The 23,539-nt window shown below is 69.1% G+C and carries 27 protein-coding genes and 1 pseudogene; 14 read left to right on the top strand and 14 right to left on the bottom strand.

Annotation, left to right across the window (positions count from 1 at the left end; genetic code table 11):
* Nucleotide 1 precedes the first annotated feature (1 nt).
* The gene (locus CyaNS01_RS10210) at nucleotides 2-850 is read left to right on the top strand and encodes a carbohydrate ABC transporter permease (protein ID WP_186696992.1); all 849 of its coding nucleotides are present in this window, start codon (nucleotides 2-4) and stop codon (nucleotides 848-850) included.
* 18 nt (nucleotides 851-868) lie between these two features.
* On the opposite strand, the gene CyaNS01_RS10205 is transcribed toward CyaNS01_RS10210, so the two are convergent.
* The 4 genes from CyaNS01_RS10205 to CyaNS01_RS10190 all read right to left on the bottom strand — a co-directional run bounded on the left by CyaNS01_RS10205 (nucleotide 869) and on the right by CyaNS01_RS10190 (nucleotide 3,482).
* Entirely contained in the window at nucleotides 869-1,309 is a 441-nt protein-coding gene (locus CyaNS01_RS10205) for a hypothetical protein (protein ID WP_186696991.1), read from the bottom strand.
* A 69-nt stretch (nucleotides 1,310-1,378) separates the two neighbouring features.
* A complete protein-coding gene (locus tag CyaNS01_RS10200) occupies nucleotides 1,379-1,642 on the bottom strand; it encodes a hypothetical protein (protein WP_186696990.1) in 264 nt (87 codons plus the stop codon).
* 4 nt (nucleotides 1,643-1,646) lie between these two features.
* Entirely contained in the window at nucleotides 1,647-2,723 is a 1,077-nt protein-coding gene (locus tag CyaNS01_RS10195) for a glycosyltransferase family 2 protein (protein WP_186696989.1), read from the bottom strand.
* A gap of 27 nt (nucleotides 2,724-2,750) precedes the next feature.
* Entirely contained in the window at nucleotides 2,751-3,482 is a 732-nt protein-coding gene (locus CyaNS01_RS10190) for a hypothetical protein (RefSeq protein ID WP_186696988.1), read from the bottom strand.
* A gap of 193 nt (nucleotides 3,483-3,675) precedes the next feature.
* Between CyaNS01_RS10190 and CyaNS01_RS10185 the strand changes: the two genes are divergently transcribed.
* A complete protein-coding gene (locus CyaNS01_RS10185; RefSeq protein WP_186696987.1) occupies nucleotides 3,676-5,049 on the top strand; it encodes a tetratricopeptide repeat protein in 1,374 nt (457 codons plus the stop codon).
* Between the two features lie 119 nt (nucleotides 5,050-5,168).
* Nucleotides 5,169-6,344: a hypothetical protein gene (locus tag CyaNS01_RS10180; RefSeq protein WP_186696986.1), complete on the top strand. Its 1,176-nt coding sequence runs from the start codon at nucleotides 5,169-5,171 to the stop codon at nucleotides 6,342-6,344.
* On the opposite strand, the gene CyaNS01_RS10175 is transcribed toward CyaNS01_RS10180, so the two are convergent.
* The 5 genes from CyaNS01_RS10175 to CyaNS01_RS10155 are packed head-to-tail and all read right to left on the bottom strand — an operon-like array spanning nucleotide 6,319 to nucleotide 15,152.
* Nucleotides 6,319-6,606, bottom strand: a complete 288-nt coding sequence (locus CyaNS01_RS10175) for a hypothetical protein (protein WP_186696985.1) — start codon at nucleotides 6,604-6,606, stop codon at nucleotides 6,319-6,321. The genes CyaNS01_RS10180 and CyaNS01_RS10175 overlap by 26 nt on opposite strands.
* The gene (locus CyaNS01_RS10170) at nucleotides 6,606-8,138 is read right to left on the bottom strand and encodes an HlyD family secretion protein (protein WP_186696984.1); all 1,533 of its coding nucleotides are present in this window, start codon (nucleotides 8,136-8,138) and stop codon (nucleotides 6,606-6,608) included. The genes CyaNS01_RS10175 and CyaNS01_RS10170 overlap by 1 nt, the downstream gene beginning before the upstream one ends.
* Entirely contained in the window at nucleotides 8,138-11,107 is a 2,970-nt protein-coding gene (locus CyaNS01_RS14860; protein ID WP_186696983.1) for a peptidase domain-containing ABC transporter, read from the bottom strand. The genes CyaNS01_RS10170 and CyaNS01_RS14860 overlap by 1 nt, the downstream gene beginning before the upstream one ends.
* Complete coding sequence (locus tag CyaNS01_RS10160) at nucleotides 11,104-11,925, bottom strand: peptidylprolyl isomerase (protein WP_186696982.1); 822 nt, start codon at nucleotides 11,923-11,925, stop codon at nucleotides 11,104-11,106. Before CyaNS01_RS10160 ends, CyaNS01_RS14860 begins: the two co-directional genes overlap by 4 nt.
* Complete coding sequence (locus tag CyaNS01_RS10155) at nucleotides 11,922-15,152, bottom strand: glycosyltransferase (RefSeq protein WP_225875629.1); 3,231 nt, start codon at nucleotides 15,150-15,152, stop codon at nucleotides 11,922-11,924. The genes CyaNS01_RS10160 and CyaNS01_RS10155 overlap by 4 nt, the downstream gene beginning before the upstream one ends.
* Between CyaNS01_RS10155 and CyaNS01_RS10150 the strand changes: the two genes are divergently transcribed.
* Genes CyaNS01_RS10150 through CyaNS01_RS10140 form a run of 3 tightly spaced genes read left to right on the top strand, consistent with a single transcriptional unit; the run spans nucleotide 15,061 to nucleotide 18,397 of the window.
* Nucleotides 15,061-16,968: a hypothetical protein gene (locus CyaNS01_RS10150; protein WP_186696981.1), complete on the top strand. Its 1,908-nt coding sequence runs from the start codon at nucleotides 15,061-15,063 to the stop codon at nucleotides 16,966-16,968. The two genes, CyaNS01_RS10155 and CyaNS01_RS10150, sit on opposite strands and share 92 nt — an antisense overlap.
* 22 nt (nucleotides 16,969-16,990) lie before the next feature.
* Nucleotides 16,991-18,169 (top strand): DUF563 domain-containing protein, encoded by a 1,179-nt coding sequence (locus CyaNS01_RS10145; protein ID WP_186696980.1) that lies wholly within the window; start codon nucleotides 16,991-16,993, stop codon nucleotides 18,167-18,169.
* Nucleotides 18,170-18,172: 3 nt separating this feature from the next.
* Nucleotides 18,173-18,397, top strand: a complete 225-nt coding sequence (locus CyaNS01_RS10140; RefSeq protein ID WP_186696979.1) for an AbrB/MazE/SpoVT family DNA-binding domain-containing protein — start codon at nucleotides 18,173-18,175, stop codon at nucleotides 18,395-18,397.
* A 129-nt stretch (nucleotides 18,398-18,526) separates the two neighbouring features.
* Here CyaNS01_RS10140 and CyaNS01_RS14795 read toward each other — a convergent pair whose 3' ends face one another.
* On the bottom strand, nucleotides 18,527-18,658 hold the full coding sequence (locus CyaNS01_RS14795; protein WP_255460028.1) for a hypothetical protein: 132 nt from the start codon (nucleotides 18,656-18,658) through the stop codon (nucleotides 18,527-18,529).
* Nucleotides 18,659-18,783: 125 nt separating this feature from the next.
* On the opposite strand from CyaNS01_RS14795, the gene CyaNS01_RS10135 reads away from it, so the two are divergent.
* From CyaNS01_RS10135 to CyaNS01_RS10115, 5 genes are all read left to right on the top strand, one after another.
* Nucleotides 18,784-19,002 (top strand): AbrB/MazE/SpoVT family DNA-binding domain-containing protein, encoded by a 219-nt coding sequence (locus tag CyaNS01_RS10135; RefSeq protein ID WP_186696978.1) that lies wholly within the window; start codon nucleotides 18,784-18,786, stop codon nucleotides 19,000-19,002.
* 57 nt (nucleotides 19,003-19,059) lie between these two features.
* The gene (locus CyaNS01_RS10130; RefSeq protein WP_225875628.1) at nucleotides 19,060-19,368 is read left to right on the top strand and encodes a type II toxin-antitoxin system PemK/MazF family toxin; all 309 of its coding nucleotides are present in this window, start codon (nucleotides 19,060-19,062) and stop codon (nucleotides 19,366-19,368) included.
* A 399-nt stretch (nucleotides 19,369-19,767) separates the two neighbouring features.
* Nucleotides 19,768-20,007 carry a Nif11-like leader peptide family natural product precursor gene (locus CyaNS01_RS10125; RefSeq protein WP_186696976.1) on the top strand — a complete coding sequence of 80 codons (240 nt, stop codon included), beginning with the start codon at nucleotides 19,768-19,770 and terminating at the stop codon, nucleotides 20,005-20,007.
* A gap of 69 nt (nucleotides 20,008-20,076) precedes the next feature.
* Nucleotides 20,077-20,484, top strand: a complete 408-nt coding sequence (locus CyaNS01_RS10120; RefSeq protein WP_186696975.1) for a hypothetical protein — start codon at nucleotides 20,077-20,079, stop codon at nucleotides 20,482-20,484.
* A 10-nt stretch (nucleotides 20,485-20,494) separates the two neighbouring features.
* On the top strand, nucleotides 20,495-20,695 hold the full coding sequence (locus CyaNS01_RS10115) for a class I SAM-dependent methyltransferase (RefSeq protein ID WP_186700635.1): 201 nt from the start codon (nucleotides 20,495-20,497) through the stop codon (nucleotides 20,693-20,695).
* A 182-nt stretch (nucleotides 20,696-20,877) separates the two neighbouring features.
* Here the strand turns inward: CyaNS01_RS10115 and CyaNS01_RS10110 are convergent, their stop codons facing one another.
* Nucleotides 20,878-21,522 carry a Uma2 family endonuclease gene (locus CyaNS01_RS10110; RefSeq protein WP_186696974.1) on the bottom strand — a complete coding sequence of 215 codons (645 nt, stop codon included), beginning with the start codon at nucleotides 21,520-21,522 and terminating at the stop codon, nucleotides 20,878-20,880.
* A 103-nt stretch (nucleotides 21,523-21,625) separates the two neighbouring features.
* On the opposite strand from CyaNS01_RS10110, the gene CyaNS01_RS10105 reads away from it, so the two are divergent.
* On the top strand, nucleotides 21,626-21,847 hold the full coding sequence (locus CyaNS01_RS10105; RefSeq protein WP_222934182.1) for a type II toxin-antitoxin system PrlF family antitoxin: 222 nt from the start codon (nucleotides 21,626-21,628) through the stop codon (nucleotides 21,845-21,847).
* Nucleotides 21,848-21,925: 78 nt separating this feature from the next.
* Entirely contained in the window at nucleotides 21,926-22,501 is a 576-nt protein-coding gene (locus CyaNS01_RS10100; protein ID WP_186696972.1) for a hypothetical protein, read from the top strand.
* A 28-nt stretch (nucleotides 22,502-22,529) separates the two neighbouring features.
* Here the strand turns inward: CyaNS01_RS10100 and CyaNS01_RS10095 are convergent, their stop codons facing one another.
* The gene (locus tag CyaNS01_RS10095) at nucleotides 22,530-22,763 is read right to left on the bottom strand and encodes a DUF5320 domain-containing protein (protein ID WP_186696971.1); all 234 of its coding nucleotides are present in this window, start codon (nucleotides 22,761-22,763) and stop codon (nucleotides 22,530-22,532) included.
* On the opposite strand from CyaNS01_RS10095, the gene CyaNS01_RS10090 reads away from it, so the two are divergent.
* Nucleotides 22,750-22,905: a hypothetical protein gene (locus CyaNS01_RS10090; RefSeq protein WP_186696970.1), complete on the top strand. Its 156-nt coding sequence runs from the start codon at nucleotides 22,750-22,752 to the stop codon at nucleotides 22,903-22,905. The two genes, CyaNS01_RS10095 and CyaNS01_RS10090, sit on opposite strands and share 14 nt — an antisense overlap.
* Before the next feature lie 209 nt (nucleotides 22,906-23,114).
* On the opposite strand, the gene CyaNS01_RS14330 is transcribed toward CyaNS01_RS10090, so the two are convergent.
* Nucleotides 23,115-23,393 carry a hypothetical protein gene (locus CyaNS01_RS14330; protein ID WP_222934226.1) on the bottom strand — a complete coding sequence of 93 codons (279 nt, stop codon included), beginning with the start codon at nucleotides 23,391-23,393 and terminating at the stop codon, nucleotides 23,115-23,117.
* Between the two features lie 64 nt (nucleotides 23,394-23,457).
* Nucleotides 23,458-23,535: pseudogene (locus tag CyaNS01_RS14995) on the bottom strand (hypothetical protein); the annotation flags it as partial.
* Between the last annotated feature and the right edge of the window lie 4 nt (nucleotides 23,536-23,539).

Here is a 23,539-nt window from a genome sequence, read left to right as displayed (position 1 = left end):
GATGGGCTCAACCTCTGCCGGCCAGGGCCGTTCGCTGCTCACCTCCGCCCTGCAGCTGGGATTGCTGCTGCTGGTGGCCCTGGCCATGCTGGTGCCGCTGCTGTGGCTGGTGAGCACCTCCCTGAAGGGTCCCGCCGAGAACATCTTCACCAGCCCGCCGGCCCTGCTGCCCGCCGAACCCAGCCTGGAGGCCTACGGGCGGCTGTTCGCCGACAACCCCATGCTCACCTATCTGCTGAACAGCACGGTGGTGAGTGCCCTGGCGGTGCTGGCCAACCTGCTGTTCTGTTCCCTGGCGGCCTACCCCCTGGCCCGCCTGCGCTTCGCGGGCCGGGGCCTGGTGCTGGCCCTGGTGGTGGCCACGATCCTGATCCCCTTCCAGGTGGTGATGATCCCCCTCTACCTGCTGATGGTGCAGATCGGCCTGCGCAACACCCTCTGGGCCCTGATCATTCCCCAGGCCGCCACCGCCTTCGGCATCTTCCTGCTGCGCCAGAGTTTCCTGGGCGTGCCGGTGGAACTGGAGGAGGCGGCCCGCAGTGATGGCTGCACGCCCGTCGGCGAATGGTGGAACGTGATGATCCCAGCCGCTCGGGCCGATCTGATCACCCTGGCGATGTTCGTGTTCATCGGCACCTGGAGCGACTTCCTCTGGCCCCTGGTGATCCTCGATGAGCCCAGCCTTTACACCCTGCCCCTGGGCCTGCAACAGCTGGCCAGCAGCTTCTCGCTCGACTGGCGCCTGGTGGCGGCGGGGGCGGTGGTGTCGATCCTGCCGGTGCTGGCCCTGTTCATCGGCCTGCAGCGCTACATCCTGCCCAGTGCCAGTGGCGATGCGGTGAAGGGCTGAGGCCGGCGAGCCTGGCGTTCAGGGCTGGGCAGCTTCCGGTGCCGCCGGGTCCGGGCTGGCCGCGGGGGGTACGGGTGGCGGCGGTGCGGTGGGTCTGGCGGTGGAACCCGGGGCGGCGCTGCGCCGGAGCCGCTGCAATTCAGTCTTGAGGGCTGCGGCCTCAGCACTGAGCACCTCGATGCGGGAGGAGTTGCGCTCCACCACCTGCAGCCGCTCCACGGTGGAGCGCAGCTGCTCCTCCAGCCCGGTGGTGCGATCCAGGGCACGGCTGTTTTCCAGCCCCTGCAGGCGTTCCTGCAGCTCAAGGATCTGCACGCCCTGCTGGCGTGTCTTCCCCACCATCACCAGGAACAGCACGGCCAGCAGCACCGTGCTGCCCGCCTGCAGCCAGTTCACCCAGTCGGGCAGCTGGGGCAGGGGCCGGATTTTGGAAGCCGAAGTACTGAGGAACGGGGCCATCGAACTGTCTCTTGGTGATGATGGGCCGCGCCATCAATCCTGCCGGATCGCCCGGGTGGCTGCATCCTCTCAGGAGGGAGGAGGCAGGCTCGGCGGGTGGCGATCGCCCGGGTCGTCTGCGCCGGAAGCGCCCCTGGAGCGGCCCAGCCGGCCAGCCACGTAGCCCGCCAGTCCTCCGAGCAGGAAGCCCTGGAGCTGCCAGATCTGGCGGCGGTAGCGCCAGGGGATCGTGCCCAGCTGGATGCCCACCAGCACTGCGATCACCACGGCTCCAGCCCCGAAGCTGCGGCTGAAGACGTGGCCGAGGCCCCGGCGGCCGCGCTTGGCGGCCACGGAGTCAGCTCTGAGCGGGCCTTGCTTGAGGCGATCCTGCTCGGACGAGAGGGGCATGGTCTGGGGGCTGTGGGGGAAGGTCGTCACTCCACTGGGCCAGCCAGAGCCGGCGCCAGCTGCCCCGGGGGTCGCGGCGGAGGCGCCGCTCACTGAGGTACCAGAGGCGGTTGAGCTCGTAGCTGATGCCGTTGTAGTGCCTCAGTTGCGGGTCACTGGCAATGGTGGCGCTGTGGGTCTGGTTGAGGGCGATCATGGCGGGGTGGGCGAAGCTGCCGTCCAGTTCCTCGGCGCCGGCGCTGGCCTGGAGGCGGTCGCGGTAGTCGAGGTCCTCGCAGTAAGCGGGGTGGAAGTTGGCATCGAAGAGGCCCAGCCGATCCCAGCAGAAGGCCGTGAGCAGGAAGGCGCTGAAGCCGTGGGGCGGGGGCAGCAGCGGCAGGAACTGGGCGCGGCCTGGATCGATCCGGTTCAGGGCTGCCTGCAGCACGCCCGGAGCGAATTGCATGTCGTTGTTGGCCAGCAGCAGGGTGGAGGCCTCGGGAAAACTGGAGAGGATCAGGTTCCAGCTGGCCGCCACGCCCAGATTGGAGAAGGGCCGGGCGATGTGGATCCGATCCACCAGGGGATGGCCCCGCTCACGGATCGCCTCGAGCTGGGCCGACACTGCGCTGGGGCCTGCAGCGGCGGCGCTGTTGTCAACAATGGCCAGGGTGGCCACCGGGTGATCGAGACTCTCCAGCAGCCGCTCGAGCAGATCGGGGCGGTTGAGGATCGGCACCCCCAGCAGGGGCAGGCTGCTGAGGCCCTCGGACGGCGGGGGAGGCGGCAGACGATCGAGCAGGCACCAGAGGCGCTCGATCGGGCCGTGATCGCCACTGAGCACCACCACGTCGGCCAGGCAGGCCCAGAGCTCAGGCTGGCGCAGCAGCGCGCGGCCCGGCATTTCGGGCAGGGAGGTAGCCCAATCGCGCAGCCATTGCAGGAGCAGCTGGCTGGCAGACGCCACCTCCTGGCGCTCGAGGGCCGCCCTTACCCCAGCGGCCCGCTGCACAGGATCGAGCATGGTGCTGGGGGCGACGGCCACAGGCGCAGCTGAGCTTCAGGTCAGGGGTCAGAACCTGACGTTGTCGTCGGCGTTGTCGACGTTGATCCAGTTGCGGTCTCCGTCGTACTCGTACTTGGAGGAGCCGATGAAGAGCACATCATTTTCATCGGCGCCGAAGATGCGCAGGCCTTTGACCTTGGCATCTTCGGAGATTCTCACCACATCGCGTTCGCCATCACTGCCGCCTAGGTTCAGGTCGGTGTTTCGCACATCCCCCTTGAAATTGACTTTGTCAGCGCCGTCGCCGGCGAAGATGCTGGAGTTGCGCACATTGCCGCCGAACACCAGCTTGTCATCTCCATCGCCAGAAGCAATGGTGGAGTTGTTAACTCCTCGGTTGAACTCGAGTACGTCATCACCTGTGCCAGCAGAAACATCTGACCGATTGAAGTCGCCCTGATTGACGAACCTGTCGTCACCTTCGCCCAGGTCGATGGACGATCGTCTGGCACCTCCACCGATCACCAGGGTATCGTCGCCGCCGCCGAGATCGGCGTCGAGCCTGCGAGCAAGAACATCTTTCCGTGATCCTCCGCCCTCGGATGGACTTCCTGTGCGGAGCCTGACGAACTCGCCCCCAGCACTGCCATCAAGGTTAAGACCAACAATGGGGCTACCGTCATTGTTGAAAAGCTGAATTCTCCCCCTGCGCTCAACACCTTCGAGCTTCTGATCGCCCGTTTCTGTACTAGCAGTTAGGGTGAACCCGCCCTGGCCAAAGGCAAGAGTTTGAGACATGATTATATTTGGTTCTAGTGCTTACAAGTTACCAGAAACGCGCAGGATTGGTCAAGAAACGCGCAGGATTGGTCAAGCCATGTGCGATTTGCAAAGTGTCTACTCCGTTGCTGGCACTGGGTTGGCTGCGTTTTTTGTTCGATACGATACTTTCTAGGGAGAGGTATGTGTGCATTTGCGCATCGTTTGAGCCATGCAGGATTTGCGCGAACCGGAACCAGGCGGGACGTTCGCGGCCCAGCTCGCGGCGTTGGTGCGCAGCGAGACGTTGGCGCGTAGCGCTGACGACTGGCTGGCGCTTGCGGAGGGCTACGCAGCCGCCCAAATTCTTGCGCCCCAGGATCACCGTCTTGCGGCCAATCGCGGCAACGCCCTGTGGATCGCCGATCGGCCGATGCAGGCCCTGGCGGCCTATCAGCGGGCCGTGCAGCTGGCGCCCGACGACCCGGTTGTGTACCGAGGGCTCGCCAATGTGCACTGCGACCGCCAGGCCTTCGAGGCGGCGGATCGGGCCTATGCCCGCAGTCGCGGCCTGGCAGCTGAGGCGATCACGGCCTGGAACCACAGCCAGTTGCTGATCGGGCTGGAGCGCTACGCCGAGGGCTACGCTCTGGCTGAGAGCCGCTGGGAACTGGCCGGGCTTCAGCCGTGGCGGGATCCGACCACGGCCTGGCGGGGCGAGCCGCAGGGCTGGCAGGGTCCGCTGCTGCTGTGGAGCGAGCAGGGGCTGGGAGACACCCTGCAGCACCTGCGCTGGCTGGGTCCCCTGGTGCAGCGCCGCGGTGAGGCCGCTCCTCCCCTGGTGCTGGAGGTGGAGCCCTGTCTGGTGGAACTGCTCCGCCAGGGCCTGGCCCACCTGGAGCCCCGGCCGGTGGTCCGGGGCAAGACGGGTGGCGATGCGCCGACCTGGCGGGGAGCCCAGGTGTCGCTGCTGAGCCTGCCGGGCCTGCTGGGGGGGGCACCGCTTCCCAAGGCGGCTGCCTGGTTGCAGGCGGTGTCGTGGGCGCAGCCTCGGGAGCTCGGGCGGCAGGGGCAGCAGGGCTTGCAGCCGTTGCGGGTGGGGCTGGTTTGGGCGGCGGGCCGCAAGCTGGACGACCCCGTGACGGCCCGGGAGTACCGGCGTCGCAGCCTCAGCCCGGAGGCCCTGGGGGCGCTGATCCTGGGCCTGGAAGGGCTGGGGGCCCGCTGTACGTTGCTGCAGTTCGGGCCCGATCGCCACCAGGCGGACCCATTTAGGGCCCCTGGGACGGAGGAGCTGGCCGCCGAGGCCGATTTCGCCGCCACGGCGGCGCTGGTGGCGCAGCTGGATCTGGTGATCAGTGTGGATACGGCCATGGCCCATCTGGTGGGGGCGATGGGCCGGCGGGGCTGGCTGCTGCTGCCGTTCAGCGCCGCGCCGCGCTGGCTGCGCCACAGGGCCGATACGCCGTGGTATCCGAGCCTGCGGCTGTTCCGCCAGCCTCAGCCGGGGGATTGGCAGGCAGTGGTGTGGGAGGTGCTCACGGCGCTGCGGGATCGCGGTGCTGATCTCGGAGCGGAAGTTGAACTTAAAGCGGGCTGCAGCTGAGAAACAAGCCAGACAACCACCGGAGAAACCGGCCGAGCAATGGACACGGAAAACTGTTCCCGTTGGCCGAATGATCCCGGTCATTCCCTTACGATCCGAGCCCTGGCTAGAGGTCTGGAATGTCACTGTGGAGCCGGCTGTTGCGTCGCCTCGGAGTCGATAACGGGGCCGGCCTGGCCAGGCCGCCGCTGGACACCCTGGTGGATGATCCGCGCCTGACGGCCACGGGTCTGGGCTCCACCCCTCGGATCACCCCCTGGTCGGTGGCACGGCTGGCCGGCATCTTCCAGGCCTACGAGAGCAGCGGCTCGCCGGAAGCGCTGGCGGAGGCGCGCCTGGCTCGCCAGTGCCTGTGTCAGTTCTGGCTGTCGGCGCCGGTGGACCAGCTGGAGGTGCTCTACCGCTCGCCGATCGGCGAGTGCTACCGGGTGCTGCTGGCCGGTCGGCTGGCGCGGGAAACGCTGGTGCAGCAGGAGCAGGCCTGGAAGGATGCCCTGGCCCACCGGCTGACCAGCGCCTTTGAGCGGCCCGAAACCGCCAATGTGCTGCTGGCGGCGATGCCCTACTTCCAGCCGGGCAAGATGCGCGTGGCCGATCCACTCAGCCAGGTTCCCGACTGGCTGCAGGAGGACTACGCCCGTCTGTTCGATCCACAGATGCTGCAGCGGCTGTGGCAACCGGCTGCGCTGCTGAAGCCGGCCGGGCAGGCCTATGGCCGGGCGCCCAGCCTCGGCGTGAACCCTGACCGCCATGGGGGTCCTGCCCCCCGGCGCGAACCACTCCCCCAGCTCCCCCAGCTGTCATCGCGGCGCGGCGGCGAGGCCCTGGAGCTGGCCCAGAGCGCCGACTTTCAGAGCCGCATGAACGGCCTGATCAACCTGCATGTGATCGATCCGGAGGATCGGGCGGTGCAGCAGGAGCTGGAGGAGCTGCGTCTGCTGCTGGGACAGATCTGGCTGGATGCGCCGGCGGAGCAGCTGGAGGCGCTGTACCGCAGCAGTTTCGGAAGGTTGTATCGGGACCTGCTGGGCAGCGGATTCTCCGCAACTGTGCTCAGCCCGGACGACCGCCAGCTGCGCAACGCGCTGGCGCCACTGGTGGCCGACATGAGCCAGCCGAGGGCGAACAATGCCCTGATGGCAGCTCTGCCCTTCTACCCCCCGGGCCGGATCGCCTTCGGGGGCGGGGAGCAGCACCTGCCGGTGTGGCTGGTGCGGGAGATCTCCGGCATCTATGGCCAGCAACCCCAGGCGGCCAGCTCCCAGGCGGTCAGTGGTGGAAGTCCTTCCACATGAGCCAGTAGGCGAGGCCGGCCAGGGCCGGCAGCAGCACCAGGGGGAGCACCACCAGCAGGGTGATGGGGCCTGCGCCGGCACGCAGCATCCCCAGGGCGATGGCGAGGTAGAGGCCGAGCAGCAGCGCCAGCTGGCCAGACCGGCTGCCGAGCGCCGTGCCCAGCCGCCGCCAGCGGCGGCGCCGCTGCACGCCGCGCTTGTCGGCAGCCGGCACGTGCTGCCACCAGGGGTGCTGGCGGGGGTCGTCGTGGCCGGGCGCCATCAGCGCAGCCGCTCGAGGTTGCGGCGCTGGTCTTCGAGGAAGCTGGTGAGGATGTTGATGAAGCGGCGTTCGCGCAGCTTGATATCAGCGGTGAGGGTCATGCCCGCCTGTAGCGGTACCTGCTTGCGGCGCAGGTCGATGGTCTGGCGCTCGAGCCGCAGCACGGCGGGATAGAACAGGCCTGAGGCCTGGGTGCCGAGCACACGGGTCTGCTCATCGGCGGTGAGGGCATCGGAGGCGATGCGCTCCACCACGGCGGGCACGGTGCCGAAGTCGCCAGCCTCGAAGGCCGCGATCGAGAGCTGGGCGGTCTGGCCGGGCTGCACGAAGCCGATCGCGGTGTTGGGCAGGTAGACCAGGGCCTCAAGGGCCTCCTGGGGCACCACCTTCATCAGCGACTTGCCCACGGCGCTGGTGCTGGTGCCGGTTCCCTGGGCCACGACGCTGCCCGGACTCACCTCGATGTCGAAGACCGTGCCAGCGGCGGGAGCGGTGAGTTCGCCGAACTGGATCTGCTGGCGGGCCAGCTGAACTTCGCTGTCGAGCTGGGCGATCTGGCGCAGGTTCTCCTCCACCTTGCGGCGCAGTTCCACGCTGGTGACGGCGCCGGTGTTCACCAGCGTGGACTGCAGCCGGGCGATCTCGCGCTGCTCCTGGGCGATGCTGCTCTCGGTTTCCTGCACCCGCTGACGGGCCTCCAGCAGCTGCACCTCGCTGGCGGCTCCCTCGCTCACCAGGCCCGCGAAGCGGTTGGCGATGTTGCGGTAAGTGGCGAGGGTAGCCCGGAAGCCGGCGTAGCGGGCTTTGGCCTTGGCCAGTTCCTGGCGGGCCGCTTCGCGGCGGCTGGCCAACTCTTCGGCCTGGCTGGCCAGTTGCTGGCGCTGGTTAGCAGTGAGGGCGGCGGTGGCGGCGGCGTCGCCCAGGGTGGCGGCGGCGATCTGGTTCTCGTTCAGCAGGCGTTCGCGGATGCTCTCGGCGGCAGCCAGTTTGCTACGGGGTTCGCGCAGGTCGAAGCGCACCAGGGGCTGGCCCTGGCGCACCTGCTGCCCCTCCTGCACGAGCACCTCCTCCACCACGCCGGGCACTGGGGCATCGATGCGGCGGGTGGCATTGCCTGGCTCGAGCTTGCCCTCCACGGCCACGGTTTCGGCCAGGGGGGCGGTGATGGCCCAGAGGCCCAGCACGGCGGTGGTGCCGATGCCAGCCCAGATCATCACCGAGGAGCCGCGCCGCTGCTTGCGCAGCAGCACCGTCTGGTTGAAGCTCCAGGAGGGGGCCAGGCCCTGCGGGCGGGGCGCCAAGGAACCGCCGAAGGTGGTGGGCGCGTCGTTGCCGGCGAGGGAGGTGGGCTCGCCGCCCACCAGGTCAACGCGCACGGGCTCGATCGGCGCGGCGCCGGCTGCGCCGTTGTCTGCGGGTGGCCTGGGGCGCCGCGAGCTGCCGAAGGCCCGCGGGCGGCGATTCAGGGGCGAGCGCAGCCAGTGCAGGCAGCGGTCGTAGAGGTTCACGAGGGAGGAGGGTCGGCGCTGCATCAGGCCATGCCCTCCTGGTTCTGACTGCGGTAGAGGGCGTAATACCAGCCCTGCTGGTCCATCAGACGCTGATGACTTCCCAGTTCCATGATCGCACCCCTTTCCATCAGCACGATCACATCGGCGGGCCGCACGGTAGCGAGGCGGTGGGTGATGAAGAACACAGTGCGGCCGCGGAAGGCCTCCAGCAGGTTGATGCAGAGCTGCCGCTCGGTGCTGGCGTCGAGGGCGCTGGTGGCCTCATCGAGGATGAGCATGCGAGGGTTCTGCAGCACGGCCCGGGCAAGGGCGAGGCGCTGACGCTGGCCGCCGGAGAGGCCGGCACCGCGTTCGCCCACGCCGGTGTTGTAACCGCGGGGCAGCTCCATGATGAAGTCGTGGGCGCAGGCGATACGGGCGGCACGGATCATCTCGGCGGCGGTGGCGTCGGGCTTCACAAGCAGCAGGTTGTCGCGGATGGAGCCGTCGAACAGCATCGATTCCTGCGGCACCACGCCGATCTGGTGGCGGAGGGAATAGAGCTCGATCTTGCTGATGTCGAGACCATCCACCAGCACCGCGCCCTCCAGGGGGGCATAGGAGCGGGGCAGCAGCTTGAGCAGGGTGGACTTGCCGCTGCCGGAGCCCCCCACCAAGCCCACGAAGGCGCCAGCGGGGATCTCCAGGTTCACGCCTTCGAGGTTGAGCGGGCCCTCATCCCGGTAGCGGAAACTGACGTTGCGGAACTCCACCCGGCCCTGCAGCGCCGGCATGGGGATGTTCTGGGTTTCGGCCAGGGTCTGCTCGGTGGGCCTGTCCACCACATCGGCCACGATTGCCAGCGACTGGGCGCCGAGCTGGATCTGCTGCCACTGGCGCGGCAGCTGCGTGAGGGGCCCCACCACATAGCCCCCCAGGATGCGCACGGCGAAGAGGCCGCCGATGCTCATTTTCTGCTGGATCACCAGCCACATGGCCACCACGATCAACAGCAGCTGGCTGAAGTTGTTGAGAAACTCGAGCAGGTTGGCGTTGGAATCGTTGATCACGCGCAGCTTGAAATCTTCCCCCAGGAAGCGGGTGTAACGGTCTTCGAATTCCCAGCGGGTCTTGAGTTCGGCGTTCTGGGCCTTGATCGTCTGCACGCCGGTGAGGGCCTCGGTGAGGAAGCTGTAGGTGCTGATCGCCTCGCCCTTGGCGCGCTGGATCTGGGCCTTGATGGCCGGATTGGCGAGCAGGCCCACGCCGAGGATCACCGGAACGGAGGCGAGCTGCACCAGGGCCAGCACCGGGCTGATGAACAGGATCACCAGCAGGTAGAGGGGCACGAAGGCCAGGTCGATCAGGGAGGTGAGGGTGCGGCCGAGCAGCAGGTCGCGCAGCTTGTCGAGCTCGTTGAAATAGAACACCACCCGGCCCACCGGCCGGCTGTCGAAGAAGCCCTGGGGCAGGCGGATCAGGTGGTCGAGCACGGTGCTCTTGGCGGCCTGGTCCACCCGGTTGGCGGTGTCGGTGAACACGTAGGTGCGCAGGCTCTTGAGCAGCGCTTCGATCACGGCCGCCAGCAGCATCACGGCACCGATGCTGAGCACGGTGCCGATGCCGCCGCTCACGCTGCTGGAGCGAATCAGGGTGAGCATGCCGAGGGGGAACACCAGCCGCAGCACGTTGATCACCACGGAGCTGAGCAGCACCTCCACCAGCTCGCGGCGGTGCTCGCTGAGGTAGGGGCGGAACCAGCCCCAGCCGAAGTTCTGGGTCTTGGCGTCGTCCTTCTTCTGGAACAGCAGCAGCTCGGTCTGGTCGCCGTCGTGGGTGGCCAGCTGCTCGCAGGGCACGAACAGGGTGCCGAGTTCGGCTTCGAGCAGCCGGGCCTGGCCTTCGGGATCGACGCCGTCGAGCAGGCCGATGCGGCCGTTCTGCATCAGGGCGGCCGGCGTGGGCACGCGGCTCAGCCGGTCGGTGGGCACGCGGCTGAGCACCACCCGCAGGCCGAGGGTGTCCATGATCTGGCCCAGGTTCACCAGGTTGATGGCGGCCTGGCGCTGCAGGATCGCGTCCACCTGCTGGTGCAGGGAGTCGCGGTTGAGGGGCAGGCCGAAGTAGTCGGCCAAGGCGGTGCAGAGGGCCAGGGCGATGGCGCGGGAGCCACTGGCGGGCTGGAGGCGCAGCTCGCCGGGCTGGCTGCGGGCTGGGGGCGGTTCCGGAGAGGGGGTGTATTCGTCGGGGCCGAGCACTTCGGGGGTGGCCAGGGGGGGCTGACTGTCGACCGCCGCCCGGCTGGGCGCGTCTGCGGCTGGAGGGGCCTCTGCGGCGGGCTCGGGGGCCGGGAAGCCGATCAGACGCAGCCAGGGATCGCTGGCGGCGAGGGGGGCCAGGGCCGGCGGCGGTTCGGGCCAGGCTTCGCCGAGGGGACGGCCGCTGCTCACATGCCAGTGGTAGCCGGGCGGCAGGGCCAGGTTGGTTTCCGGGCCGGGCGCCAGGCTGCGCACGCAGCTCGTGGTGAGGGGCTCGGGCCAGGCCTCGAGCTCCTGCAGGGCCCAGGGCTGGGCGGGGGCGAGGGCCAGCAGCACGGCGTGCAGCTCGCTGGCGCTGGGGCGCTGCTGGAAGGCGGCGGCCAGGGCCGGGTGGCCGGCGAGCAGCTCGCGGAAGGGGGCTGCGGGGAGCAGGGAGGCCTCCACTTCGGTGGTGGCGCGCAGGTGCTCGCAGGGCTCGTCGCGCAGCAGCGACACCCAGCCGGCGATGGCGCCGGCGCCGAGGCGCTCGATCGTGCGCAGCCCCTGGCCGCGGGGGGCGGGGGCGAGGCTGCGCAGCTGGCCGCTGCGGATCAGCAGCACCCCGGCGGGCAGCACGTCGGGGCGGAGCACGGTTTGCCCGAGGCGGAAGCGGCAGGGCTCCAGCAGGGGGTCAAGCAGGGGAGCGAGGGCCACGGGCAGGCGCTCGAAGGGCGCAAAGCCACGGAGCAGCAGCTCGGCCGGAGCGGAGGTCATGGGGCGGAGCCCGGCAGGGGCGGCAGGGCGGGCAGGGGCTCGCCGGCCAGGAGCAGATTCAGACGCTCCTGCAACCAGGCTTCGAACAGCTCGCCCATCATGCGGGTCCTGGTTTCGGCGTTCAAGCGGGCCGGCAGGCGCTGCTCGAGCCGCAGCACCACCCAGAAGCGCTCCACCGGGAAGGGGGGCCAGAGCTGGCCGGGCTGCCCCAGCCGCAGCCGGCCGGCGATCTCGGCATGGGCGGCGGCCATCGGAATCGGGCCGATCACTCCGCGGCTGTGGCGCTCCCGCCCCTCGGCGTGCTGGGCGGCGAGGCTGCCGAAGTCGGCCTCGGCGGCGGCGATGCGCTGGTGCAGCTCCTCGGCCAGGGCCTGGTCGCTGACGCGCAGCAGGGAGTACACGGCCTGATCGAGCTCGGCCTTGCGGCGCAGGAACTGCACCTCCACCTCATCCCCCCAGCGGTGCTGGCGAAAGCTCTCCAGCCGTTCCTGCTGGGTGGCGAGCACGGCCAGATCGCTGCGGCGCAGCCGCTGGCGCTCTAGCCAGGCGTCGAGTTCCAGCTCGCTGTGGACCCCCTGCTGCTCTACCCAGGCGCGGATCAGCTGCCGCTCCTGCTCGGCATCCAGGGGAATGGCCCGCACCAGTTCATCGAGCAGCCAGGCGCGGGCCAGGGCCGGGGCGAGACCCTGCTGGCGCACGAGCCGGTTGGTTTCGCCGAGGGTGAGCCAGGGCAGGCCATGGCCCAGCTCCACCACCGCCGCATCGGGTAGACCCGAGAGGGGCTCGGGCAGGTTGGTGCGGGGGGTGGGCTGGCTCATGCGGGTTGGCTCAGGGGTAGCCGGAGGCGCTGCAAGGCGTCGGCCATCAGGGCCAGCCCCCGCTCCCGGCTCCAGGTGCTGCGGGCGTAGCGGTGGGCGGCATCGCCCATAGCCTGCCATTGGTGGTCGTTGTGGCAGAGCTGCTCCACCCCCGCGAGCCAGTCGCTGGGCGCCTCCGCGATCCACACCTCCTGGCCGTGGCGCAGGCCGGTGGCCTCGGCGGCCAGGGGGCTGAGCAGCTGGGGGATGCCGTGGGCGGCGGCGGCGGCCACCTTGCCCTTGAGGCCGGCCCCGCTGCGCAGCGGGGCGAGGAAGAGGCGATGGCGGGCATACACGCTGGCCGGATCCGCCACCCAGCCTTCCAGCACCACGCCGGGGATGGCACCCCAGCTGGCGCTGAGCTCCGCGGGCATACCGCTGCCATAGAGGTGCAGATGCTGCTCGGGGCAGTGCTGCTGCAGCAGGGGCCAAACCTCGTCCAGAAACCACTGCACCGCTTCGCGGTTGGGCGGGTGGCCATAGCTGCCGAGGAAGGCCAGGCCGGCGCGACCGGCCAGGGGGGCGGGCTGCTCGGGGGCCTGCACCACCCAGGGGCAGGGGGCGGTGGGGGCGCCGCCGAGGGTTGCGGCCTCGATCACCGCCCGTTCCACCTCCGAATAACTGAAGGTGAGGTGCACCTGGCGGATCACGGCCAGCTCCTGCTGCTGCACCTCCCGCACCTGGGCCAGGGCACGCTCAGCAGCCTCGCCCTCGAGGGCCTGGGCTCGGGTGGCTCGCAACTCGCGCAGGTGGTGCAGGTCTGCGTTGCAGAAGAGGATCCGGGCCTGGGGGGCATGGCGGGCGATCAGCGGCAGGGCCTGCTGGGCCACCGTGTAGCGGGTGATGTAGATGAGCCCAAACTCAGCGCCGCGCTGGCGCAGCACTTGCTCGAGTGAGAGCACAAACGGGGCATGCAGGGCTTCGATGCCCCGGCGTTGCAGCTCCTCGGTGTAGCGGCCCAACCAGGCCAGGTTGGCGGGCAGAAAGGTGACCTTCCAGCCCAGGGCCTGCACCAGCTCCATCTCCACCAGGGCGGCGTGGCTGCCGGCATCGCGGTCGGGCCGGGGGGTGTCGTGGTCGAGGAAGAGGGCGCGGCCGAGGATGCCGCGGTCTTTGATCCGTTCGGCGCGGCTGAGGTCGGGTTGATCCGACCCCTCGAAGGCCTCGGCCCACTTCCGCTCGAAGAGGGGCCGGTTGAGCTCCTGGTAGCGCTTGAGGCCGCTGGCGGCCTCGGTGTCGCTGCCGTTGCTCACGCCCTCGTGGTGGATCACCCGGGCCAGGGGGGCGTAGCGCACGGTGTGGCCGGCCTGGCGCACCTTGAAGGCCAGGTCGGTGTCCTCGTAGTAGGCGGGGGAAAACTCGGGGCTGAAGCCGCCCACCTGGCGCCAGAGCTCGGCGCGGATCGCCAGGGCTGCGCCGCTGGCGTAGTCCACCTGGCGGGCGTAGGCGTAGCGAGGGTCGTAGGGGTTGCCGCCGCGGCCGTAGTTCCAGGGCTCGCCGTTGCCCCACACGATGCCGCCGGCCTCTTGCAGGCGGCCGTCGGCAAACACCAGCTGGGCGCCGCTGAGGCCGGTATCCGGCCAGCGCTGGAAGGGATCGAGCAACTCCTCAAGCCAGTGGGCGCAGGGCTCGGTGTCGTTGTTGAGCAGCACGATGAACTCCCCACGGGCGGCGGCGGCGCCACTGCAGCAGGCCTGGTTGAAGCCGCGGGCAAAGTCGTGGCGCACCAGGCGCACGGCCGGAGCCTCGGCCTCCAGCCAGGTGGTGGTGGCGTCGGGCGAGCCGTCGTCGACCACGATCAGCTCATAGGGCACGGCGGTGGGGGCGTGGGCGATCGCCGCCAGGCAGCGGCGGGTGCTGGGGTATTGGCCGTGCACCGGGATCACGATCGACACCCGCGGCTGCTCGCTTACCGGCAGCTGCAGGGGCTGGCGGGGCACGGGGGCGCCGTCGGGGCCGGGTTCGCAGCCGGGCGGCAGGGCCAGGCCCTGGCCGTCGCGGCGCAGGGGCTGGCTGAGCAGCCGTTGCCACAGCGGCAGCTGGGCGGGCAGGGGTTGGCCGCTGCGGTCGGACTGCTCCAGCCAGAGCAGCAGGCTGCGCTGGCGCTCGCGGGCCAGGGGCGAGAGGTGGTCGGGGAAGGGGGCCTGGCCGTGCTCGAGCAGGGCGGCCCAGGGGGTGAGCTGGAAGGGCACCAGCTCAAGGCGTTCGTCGATTGGTTCACCCTGGTCGGTCTCCAGCTGCAGGTGGTGCACGGCGCCGTCGCAGAGGCCGGCGGGCAGCTCCAGCTGGAAGGGCCATTCGCCCTGGGGCAGGGGGTCGGGTGGGGCGATTGGCAGGGGGGCCTCGCCGCCATCAAGGCGGAGCTGCAGGGGGGTGGTGCCGGTGGCCCAGCCCCGCAGTTGGTGGCCGTCAAGGCCCACCAGGCGGGCGCGGCGGCCCAGCCCCAGGCGACAGAGCTCCTGCAGCAGGGCGTAGCGCTCGCCGTCGAGGCGCAGGGGGCTGCCGGGCAATTCCTGCCAGGTTTCAGCCGCCTGGGCCGGCAGCTGGCAGAAGGCACGCAACACCATGCCGGAGCTGTGGGCTGGCAGCTCCACGCCGGAATGGCCGAGGAAGAGAAAACCGCAGGCCCGCTCCAGCTCCATCCCGAGGGCGGGCAAATCGGGGCGGGGTTGCTGGGCCTGCAGTTCGGCCAGCTGCCAGGTGCGGCTGGGGTGGAGCAGGTCGGCGAGCACCAGCCGCACGGCCAGGGGTGGGGCGGCGTTGGCGTCTTGGTTGTTGTCGCCGGTGCCGCTGGCCGTCGCACACACCCAGCCCGCCACGCCGCCGGTGGTCACAAAACCCTCAAGCTCCCCCACCACGGGTCCCCGTTGCAGGTGTCGCAGTTCTTGGGGTGAGGCCGCCTGCACGGGCTCGAAAAGCTGGGGCGACTCCATCGTGGCGTGGGATGGCGCGGCGTGGGATGGGCTGGGCGGAAGTGGCGAAGTCGGCGATACTTGAAACAAAGCCACCGCGTTGATTCTGACCGTCTCGCCACGTCCCTCCGCCAGTTCAGGGTCAAGCCCTGCTGCCGCAAGCCAGCCGGGCAGCGGGCCGGGGGTGTGGCTGTCGATCGAGCAGCTGCGGGCGCTGCCGCTCACCCAGGAGGCGCGGTTGGCGCTGCTGCGGGAGCTGCAGGGTTCCGCCCCCACCGGTGCGGCTCAGGTGCAGCTGATGGCCGAACAGGCCGAGTTGCAGCTGCGCTGCTGTGAGCACGCCTGGACCACCGGTGCCTGGCTCGAAGCCCTGGAACACCACGATCAGCTGCTGCAGCTGGTGGTGGATCTGGCGCAGGTGCTGCCGGAGCAGGCGGCATCATTCTGGAATCGCTATGGCGAGCTGTTGGCGAGCCTCACCGCCGCGGTGCACGGGGCGGTGAACAGCCACAGCACTGCGCCGCCGCCTGAGCCCCTGCGCTCGGAGCTGTGCTGGCGTTTGGCTGAACGCTTGAATCTGGGCCGGCAGCTGCCGTTCACGCCGCCGGAGTGGCTGGCGGTTCTGGAGCAGCAGCTGGTGCAGGACGGAGCTGCCTACTGGACGGCCCTGATCGAGGCGGAGCAGGGCCAGGAGCCGGGGGTGGCACGGCAGCGGGCCTATGGGCTGTTGCTGCGCCTCAATCAGCTGCTGGCACCCGCACCGGCCTGGGTGTTGCAGCAGGCCCGCGACCATCTGGCCGCTGCGGTGGAGCAGCTGCTGGCGCGGCCCACCGCGGATGCGGCGGCCCTGGCCCAGCTGTGCACACACCTGGAGAGCCTGCCGGTGGAGCCGGAGCAGAAGGAGCCCCTGGCTGCGGCCCTCCTGCGGGCGCGGCTGGTTCTTGAGCTGCTGGCGCCGGAGCTGGGGCCGCTGAGTCCAAGGCCGGCGGTTGGGGGCAGCGCTGCCCAAGCGGAAACCTCCGCTGCTGGGGTGGCCGCACTGGTGCTGCTGGAGCCGGGCGGGGAGACCTCCCCGTTACAGCTGGATGTGGCGCCGCTGCTGGCTGGGGATGGGGAGGCGGGCTTTGAAGCGATCGAGGCCGCCCTCGACGATTTCGTGTGGCACCTGCCGCGGGGTAGCCATGCCCAGCCCGCCGCCCCCGCGCTGTTGGCGGCGCTGGAGCCGGCCTGGCGTGCCGGGCTGCGGCTGCCGGCGGCTGCGTTTGAGCGGTTGGCGTACCTGGCGGCAGCCTGGCAGCGGCGGCTGGCGGAGAAGCTGGAGCCCCTGCCGCCGATCGACTGGCAGCACAGCCTGCTGATCGAGCTGGATAGCACCGAACTGGCGGTGCTCCACCCATTGCTGGCCCAGCCGGAGGCGCTGGAGCCGGTGTTGGCGGAGCTGCGCCGTGAGCACCACAATCCTGGGTTCTGGCAGGAGCGCCAGGAGCTGCCCTGGATGCAGTGCCCGCCACCGCTGGAGGCGCTGCGGCGTCTGCACCTGGAGCAGGGTTATTACGCCAGTGCCCACGAGCCCCTGGAGGGGCTGATGGACTGGGGCCGGGAGGTGGTGCGGGACCTGCTGGAGGCTGAGCTCTGGACCGATGACGCCGCTTGCCTGGCTCGGTGGCTGGCTGTGGCCCAGGAGCTGGTGGGCCAGCAACAGGTGTCGGCGCTGCCGCTGCTGGGGGCACCGCCGGCACCGGAGCAGCTGCTGGCGGAACTGGGGGGTTTGGAGGTGGTGTATGTCGGGGATCGGGCGGCGGCGGTGCAGGAGGCTCACCGGGCCGGGCGCTGTTTCCAGGGTGAACCCTTCGGATTGCGGGTGCTGGAGAGCCCTGCCAGCTGCTGGCCGGCGCGGCCGGCCGCCAGCTTTGCCGAGAGCCTGGCGGTGCTGTTGGAGGGGGTGGATGGCCTCCACCGCCAGCGGCCGTTTGCGGTGCTGCTGGCCGATTGCGGCGCCTACCGGCTGCCGCTGCTGCGGGCGGTGCACCAGCGCTATGGCGTGGCGGCCCTGAGCAGCGGCCGGCCCCTGTCCAGCTGGCTTGGGGCCTGAACGGGTGGGGCGCGGGGCTTTGTTGGGGGCGTTGCTCGAGCACAACCGCCGCCAGGGGGTGAGCACGGCGGTGTGGGGTGATGCCGGGGCGGAGGCGGCGCGCCAGGCCCTGCAATGCGTGGCGGCGGAACTCCCCGCCTGCAGCGATGGCGAAGCCACCACGGCCCTTCGGCTGGATACGCCCCTGGATCTGGCCTATGGGGTGCACTGCGATGCCCCTGAACGGCTGCACTTTCCCCAACGGGGAGGCTTGCCGGGGCTGAACAGCAGCCCCGTAAGCCTTGAGGTGGCCCTGCTCAAGGGCGGGGTGGTGCGGCTTTGGCAGGGCTATCACCTGGTGAGCCAGGGCACGGCCCTGGTGGCCGATGCTTCATCGGCCTACTGGCCCCTGGCCGGTGGGCTGCTGTGCGGCGACGGCTTGCTTCCGCCGGCGGAACCAACGCGGCGGGAGGAGCTGCCCGAAGCTTTTTTGGTCTGCGATGACGTTGATGGCACCAACTTCTGCCACTTCGTGTGCGATGTGCTGCCCAAGATTGCGCTGGCGGGGGAGTGCCGCCGCCGGATTCCGCTGGTGGTGGACGCGCCCTGCCAACCCTTTCAGCGGGAGTTGCTGGAGCGGGTGGCTGCCCGTTGGGGTCATCCGATCGTGCCGCTGGAGCCGGGCCTTGAGCTGGCGGTGGGGCAGCTGTTCTACCTGCGGCGGGCCATTCACATCCATCCGCTGTTGCGCTGCAGCGGCCTGGCGATGGGCTGGGTGCGGCAGCTGGTGGATGCCCGGCCGGCCCCGGCTCCGGCTCCGGCTGGCAGCGTGCTCTACCTGTGCCGCCAGCGGCGCCGGGTGGTGAACGAGGCTGCGTTGATCGCCGCCCTGCAGCGGCATACGCCGCGGCTGCAGGTGGTGCACGGGCTGGAGGGGCTGGGCGTGAGGGAGCAGGCGGAGCTGGTGGGGCGGCATCAGCGGGTGCTGGGGCCCCACGGGGCGGCCTTCACCCATCTGCTGTTCGCCGGCGCGGCGCCGCAGCGGGCGCTGGAGCTGATGGCAGAGGGCAACGGCACACTTTCGTTCGCGCTGATTTCAGCGCGGCTGGGGATCGATCACCGCATCCACGTGGGCGCGGCGCTGCCGAGCGCCAACGGGCCCAACTATCCGGATCTGCGGGTGGATCCGGAGGCGGTGCTGGCGCTGCTGGAGGAGGACTGAGCCATGGCCACCACGGCAAGGCAAGCGTTGCGGCCCTGGCCCATAAGGCGCACCCTCCTCGAGGATCAGGAGGTGGAGCTGGCGGTTCTGGAGGAAGGCGTCCTCATCCGCTCCGCCCACCCGCGTCTGAGCCTTGCGGAGCGCCTTGAGGCGTACCGGCCCATGGAGGCTGACGCCACCGAAGCCATGGCCTGGGGCCGGGTTGGATCCCCCAACGTGTGGACGTGATTTGGATGGATCACCATCCGTTTCTGGAGCTGGGAGCACCGGTTTTCCAGAGCACGGTGGGGCTGGAAGTGCTGGAGATCGTGGGTCAGATTCTTGGCTTCTGCCCTTGAACACGCGCATCAGTCGCGCTCATGTCAGGGCGTCGCGGCTCCACGGCCCGGTGCTCACGCTTCGGCTGCTGCCGGCGATGGCTTCAAAGCTGGCGAGGGAGGCCAGGCGGTTGCTGCGGGCATCCACATAGCGCTCAAGAAAATCGGGCACCAGGGCATTCACCGAGGTTTCCTGCGCAGAGCGCCTCGCGGCCTGCTGTAATGACGCCTTACCGCAAGGATCGCCTGCAGTAAGATGTTGGCCAGCAAAAAGGTCATCATGAGCACGGGGTCGCCATGGAGCTGGCCACACTCACAGCCAAGGGCCAGGTGACGGTGCCGAAGGCCGTGCGCGACGCCCTGGGCCTGCAGCAGGGTGATCAGCTCAGCTGGGAGCTGGAGGATGGGGCGGTGCGGGCCGTGGCGCCGCTGGATGTGGCCTACCTGAAGGGCCTGGAGGCCACCCTGGCGGAGTGGAGCAGCCAGGCGGACCACGAAGCGTTTCAAGACCTCTGAGCCGGGATTCCCCACAGGCCAGCGATGACACCCTTCGACAGGTTTGCTGGGGTTCGGGTGCCCTTCCCTTTCAGCGATCGTGAGGACAGCAAGCGGCGGCCGGCCCTGGTGCTGTCGCCGCCAGGGTTTCAGCAACGCTGCGGCCATCTTGTGCTGGCGATGATCACCTCGGCCCGGCAATCGGCGTGGCCCCTGGATTGGCCGATAGCGGATCTGCAGGCTGCTGGCTTGAAGCAGCCCTGCCTGGTGCGCTTCAAGCTGTTCACACTGGATGCACGGCTGGTGCTCGGGGCTGTTGGAGCGCTGGAGGCAGAGGACCAGGCCGGGGTGATGGCCCACCTGCGCCGCCTGCTGCCCGTAGCTTGAGGCCAGATTCCCAAGCACGCCATGACCGCGCGGCCATCGCGCCCTCACGGCTGAGGAGAACCAGGAGGTCTTTCTCAGCCGCATGGAGCAGACGGTGGCGATCTGCCAGGCCGATGGCAAGGCCCTGGTGATCCGGGATCACAGCCACACCGCTTTCTGCATGGGCGAGGCACTGGAGCCGATCACGCCAGCGGTGTCCCATGGAGTAGCGCGCCTCCCTCAGATCCCAGCTGTGGCAATGACCCTCACCCAGCGGTGGTGCCGAGGCATGCATGTTCTGGATAGGTGCGATGGAATACCGACATTGGGGCAATATCTGTAAGGATGATTGTCTGCGCGAGACGATGGAATTAATGCGCCAGCGACCAGCGACCAGCGACCAGCGACTGGGGGTAGGCCATGAAGAGCCCTGCCCTGCGGCAGTTCCTGCAAGCGGTGGCGGCTGACCCGGCCCTGCAGGCCCGGATCGGTGCGGCGAGCGACCTGGCGCAGCTGGTGCAACGGGCCCAGGCCGCCGGCTTTGCCATCACGGCCAGGGAGCTGCAGCTGTATGCCCACGACGAGGCCTTCACCGCACCCTGGTGGCCCTGGACCGGGGGCGGGCGGGCAGGGCGGACAGCGTTTTTCAGAGGTCAGTAGCAATGAAGGCGGCATGGGTGAGCAACCGGGAGGATCTGCTTACAGTCATTTAACTGAGAGACGGCTTTGGTGGTGCAGGCTGCTGAGCGTCCAGCGCAGAAGTCCAGCGAAGGGATGCTGGCGCTGCACGATCTGCAGCTGGTTTATGCCAACCTGGGCGACTTTCTGCTCCTGCTGCCGGCGCTGCTGCAGCAGGGCGGTCTGCTCGGCGACTGCGTGCAGGCGAGCCAGGCCCTGGGGATCCTGGAGCCGTTTACCGGCGAGCACATCCCGCCGGAGGCGATCACGATTCAGGGGCCGAACTACCGCGAGGCGCTGATCGCCAAGGGGCTGCTCAGCCGCAACCGGGCGGTGCTGCTGGTGCTGGAGCAGCTTGATGGCTCCCTGGAGGGGCTGGGCCAACAGGCCATCTATCTGGTGGAGGCGCTCCCGGGTTTTCCCTGTGGCTGCGGCGTCAGCCGGGGGAGGGGCGGCTGAGCTGCAGTGAATTCCTGGAGGATGCCGAGCAGGCCTTTCGGATAGTCCCCACCAGGACCTCTGCGCCCTCACCTTCACCGATGCCAGCTTTGATCTGGTGCTGTGCAACGAGCTGTTTGAGCACGAGCAGGATCTGGAGCTGGCCTTCCGCGAGATCGCCCGGGTGCTGCGGCCGGGCGGGAGGCTGTTGGCCACCTGCCCGCTGGCCTGATTACCACGGCGATCCGGTGCGGCCGCATCAGGGCTCACTGGTGTATCGCATCCCCGCCTGGGATGTGCTGGAGCAGTTGCAGGCCGCCGGCTTCTCGGAAGCGCGCATGCACCACATCGCCAACTGGAAGCACGGGGTGCTGGGCTCGGATCTGCCCCGCGACCGACTGGCCTGGCTGCCGCTCACCCCTGCCAGATCTCCAGCAGATCGATCTGCAGCCCGGGGAACAGGGAGCCGGCATCAAGGCTGGTGGCGACATCGATGCGCAGGGGATCGCCACCGCCACTGGCGGGCCACACCTCCACCGCCTGTTGCTCAGGAATCAGCAGCCAGCCCAGTTGGGCGCCATTGGCCTGATAGGCGGCCATCTTGCGGCGCAGGCCCGTGAGGCCGCGCGGCCCCTGGTCGTTGGGGCTGGCCAGCTCCACCACCAGATCGGGGCAAAGGGGTGCAAAGCCGCGCCGTTCCTCTGGCGTGAGGGCCGCCCAGCGCTCTTGCCTGATCAGGGCAGCATCAGGGCTGAGCACCGAGCCATCGGGCAAGCGAAAGCCGCTGGAGCTGTCGAACACCTTCAGTGGCAGCCCAGCTGTACGCACCGCAATCCAGAGAAGAGCCCCGAGCGCCTGGTTTCTGGATCCGGTTTCGCTGCCGGTGGGGGTCATGTGGATCACGTGGCCGCTGGCGTCGAGCTCCAGCACGGCGTCGGGGTTGACCTGGCAGACGGCCTCAAACTGCTCAGCTGTGAGCCGCAGCTCATGCGGCAGCAGCAACGGCGCGAGGGCATGCCCGGGGCAGTCGACGGGGCTTGCTGGCGGGGCAAGTGTCATGGTCACTGGGCGGCGCCTTCGTCAGGGTAAGGGCAGCAGGCGCGAACCGAGCGTCCAGTACCGCACCAACCCAGCCCGGTCGCCTGGTAACGCCAAGGGCCAGGTGACCGTGCCGAAAATGGTGCGTGATGCCCTGGGCCTGCGGCAGGGCGATCAGCTCTGTTGGGAGCTGGAGGATGGCTCGGTGCGGGTGCCGTTTGCGTTCGCGGATCGGCAAGCCCAGAAGCGCCGGCCGGCGTTGGTGCTCTCCCAGCCCGGCTTTCAGCAGGCCTGCGGCCACGTGCTGCTGGCTGCGGGGCTGCCCAAGCCCTGTGTGGTGCGCTAGCAGCCGCGCCCGACAGCGCCGAACCCCCGCTCATTACTGTGCTGATTCCGGTGCACATCCACTGGGCGATCACGCTGAATGCGCTGCTTAGCCTGGGGTTCCCCCGATGGCCAGCGCCTGGCGATTGAGCTGGGGGCACCGGAATACACCGCCGACACCTTCGGCTCAAAGCGCTACACGCTGCTGGCCACCCGCAGCAGCGGCCACTCCGTGCCGCTTGTGAACGGCCAGGAGCAGGCGTCGGGCAGCGAGTTTTCAGCAGAGCTGCTCGATGTCGTGGCCGGCACTGATGAGGTGTCAATTCAGCTGGACCTCACCAAGGCCTATCCGGCGGTGGGCCAGCGGCGCTTGCTGCGCCAGATCAGGCTCGACGGCAACGCGGCGTGTCTCACGGTCGAAGACCAGCTGTGGGCTGATGAACCCTGCAGCCTGGAGAGTGTGCTGATCACCGCCAGCGATAATGCCGAGGTGCTGGGACTTGAGCCGTTGCCGGGTAGCCAGCTGGCCGGCAAGGAATGCCTACGGTTTCGCGATAACCGCGGCGAAGAGCTCACGGCCTGGCGCTGGTGTTGGCAGGCAGCTGTGACCCCGCCAATCTGTGATGGAAACGAACCGCAGTGCGTTGGCTATGTGATCAGACCTGCGGGGAACTGACCCACCCTTCAGCCAGCCAGTTCGTTGGCTATGTAGGCGAGGAATCGCCGGTGGAGGGGGCTGGGTTCGAGGAGGAAAAGAGCTCCTGCTCGAAGCGCGCGATTCTGGCGTTGCTCTCTTGCAGCAGCTTCAACCGCTTCTCGCTTTCGAGCATCTGCTTCTTGCTTTCGAGCAGCCGCTTCTCGCTTTCGAGCGATTCGATCCTCAATCTCTCGGTTTCTTGCTCGATGTCGTAGACGGGACGCCAGTTGAACATCGCCAACAAGCGCCGCCAGGGCGGCAAAGTGGAGACATACTCCGACCTGGTCATGGGCCGGGAGTCTGCGGAAGCGGGAGAGGTTGTCATCGCCATAGTTGGTGGTGAACGAAATCAGCAGCAGCAAGGAGCCGGCTACAAGGGTTGACCAGCCCTGGAGATCCAGCAGCCGGGGCGGCGGGACTGGAGCAGGCAGCCCCGGAAGGCTTTGACCATCTGACATCACCGTAGCCAGGGCGCACCGATCCCGATCACGCCATGGTACTGCAGTACTAGCTGCGATGGGTGCGTGGTTTCGCGGGCTGGCGGCGGGCCTGGTGGGTGATGCCTGCAGCGACGCTCACTGGATTCGCGATTTCAGGCACCAGGTGTGGTGTGGTTTTGGGCTGAATCCAAGAGCGTCGCGGAAGGGTCTTTCGAGAGGGAGGGGCGGGCTGAAGGGAGGCGGTAACGCTTCCACTCGGTGGCCTCTTCTTTGGTGGCTGCAAGGGTCAATCGGCCATCAGCCAGAGCTTTGGGGTCAATCCACACCGCAAAGCGCCGGCCGGCCAGGCCCGCACCCCCACCGAAGTGCTGGCTGATCAGGCGATGCAAGCGCTGCTTCTGTAACTGGTTCACCGTTTCCACGGAGCCCATGCGCGGGTCGGCGCCGATGCCGATGCGGCCTTTGGCTGAGCTCGGCCGAGCGCAGGTCCATCGCCACGATGCGGTCGGGCTGCTGGAAATCAGCCACGGCCGAACCATCCTTGATGAACTCGGGGTTCGACACCACCTCAAATGGA

The organism is Cyanobium sp. NS01, from assembly GCF_014280235.1.
Classification (GTDB): Bacteria; Cyanobacteriota; Cyanobacteriia; order PCC-6307; family Cyanobiaceae; genus NIES-981.
This window is presented reverse-complemented; position numbering and strand designations above follow the sequence as displayed.

Coding starts and splice junctions, on each gene's coding strand:
- CyaNS01_RS10210 (WP_186696992.1), top strand. CDS start 2: ATGGGCTCAACCTCTGCCGGCCAGGGCCGTTCGCTGCTCACCTCCGCC.
- CyaNS01_RS10205 (WP_186696991.1), bottom strand. CDS start 1,309: ATGGCCCCGTTCCTCAGTACTTCGGCTTCCAAAATCCGGCCCCTGCCC.
- CyaNS01_RS10190 (WP_186696988.1), bottom strand. CDS start 3,482: ATGTCTCAAACTCTTGCCTTTGGCCAGGGCGGGTTCACCCTAACTGCT.
- CyaNS01_RS10185 (WP_186696987.1), top strand. CDS start 3,676: ATGCAGGATTTGCGCGAACCGGAACCAGGCGGGACGTTCGCGGCCCAG.
- CyaNS01_RS10180 (WP_186696986.1), top strand. CDS start 5,169: ATGTCACTGTGGAGCCGGCTGTTGCGTCGCCTCGGAGTCGATAACGGG.
- CyaNS01_RS10175 (WP_186696985.1), bottom strand. CDS start 6,606: ATGGCGCCCGGCCACGACGACCCCCGCCAGCACCCCTGGTGGCAGCAC.
- CyaNS01_RS10170 (WP_186696984.1), bottom strand. CDS start 8,138: ATGCAGCGCCGACCCTCCTCCCTCGTGAACCTCTACGACCGCTGCCTG.
- CyaNS01_RS14860 (WP_186696983.1), bottom strand. CDS start 11,107: ATGACCTCCGCTCCGGCCGAGCTGCTGCTCCGTGGCTTTGCGCCCTTC.
- CyaNS01_RS10160 (WP_186696982.1), bottom strand. CDS start 11,925: ATGAGCCAGCCCACCCCCCGCACCAACCTGCCCGAGCCCCTCTCGGGT.
- CyaNS01_RS10140 (WP_186696979.1), top strand. CDS start 18,173: ATGGCCACCACGGCAAGGCAAGCGTTGCGGCCCTGGCCCATAAGGCGC.
- CyaNS01_RS10135 (WP_186696978.1), top strand. CDS start 18,784: ATGGAGCTGGCCACACTCACAGCCAAGGGCCAGGTGACGGTGCCGAAG.
- CyaNS01_RS10125 (WP_186696976.1), top strand. CDS start 19,768: ATGAAGAGCCCTGCCCTGCGGCAGTTCCTGCAAGCGGTGGCGGCTGAC.
- CyaNS01_RS10110 (WP_186696974.1), bottom strand. CDS start 21,522: ATGACACTTGCCCCGCCAGCAAGCCCCGTCGACTGCCCCGGGCATGCC.
- CyaNS01_RS10100 (WP_186696972.1), top strand. CDS start 21,926: ATGCGCTGCTTAGCCTGGGGTTCCCCCGATGGCCAGCGCCTGGCGATT.
- CyaNS01_RS14330 (WP_222934226.1), bottom strand. CDS start 23,393: ATGGGCTCCGTGGAAACGGTGAACCAGTTACAGAAGCAGCGCTTGCAT.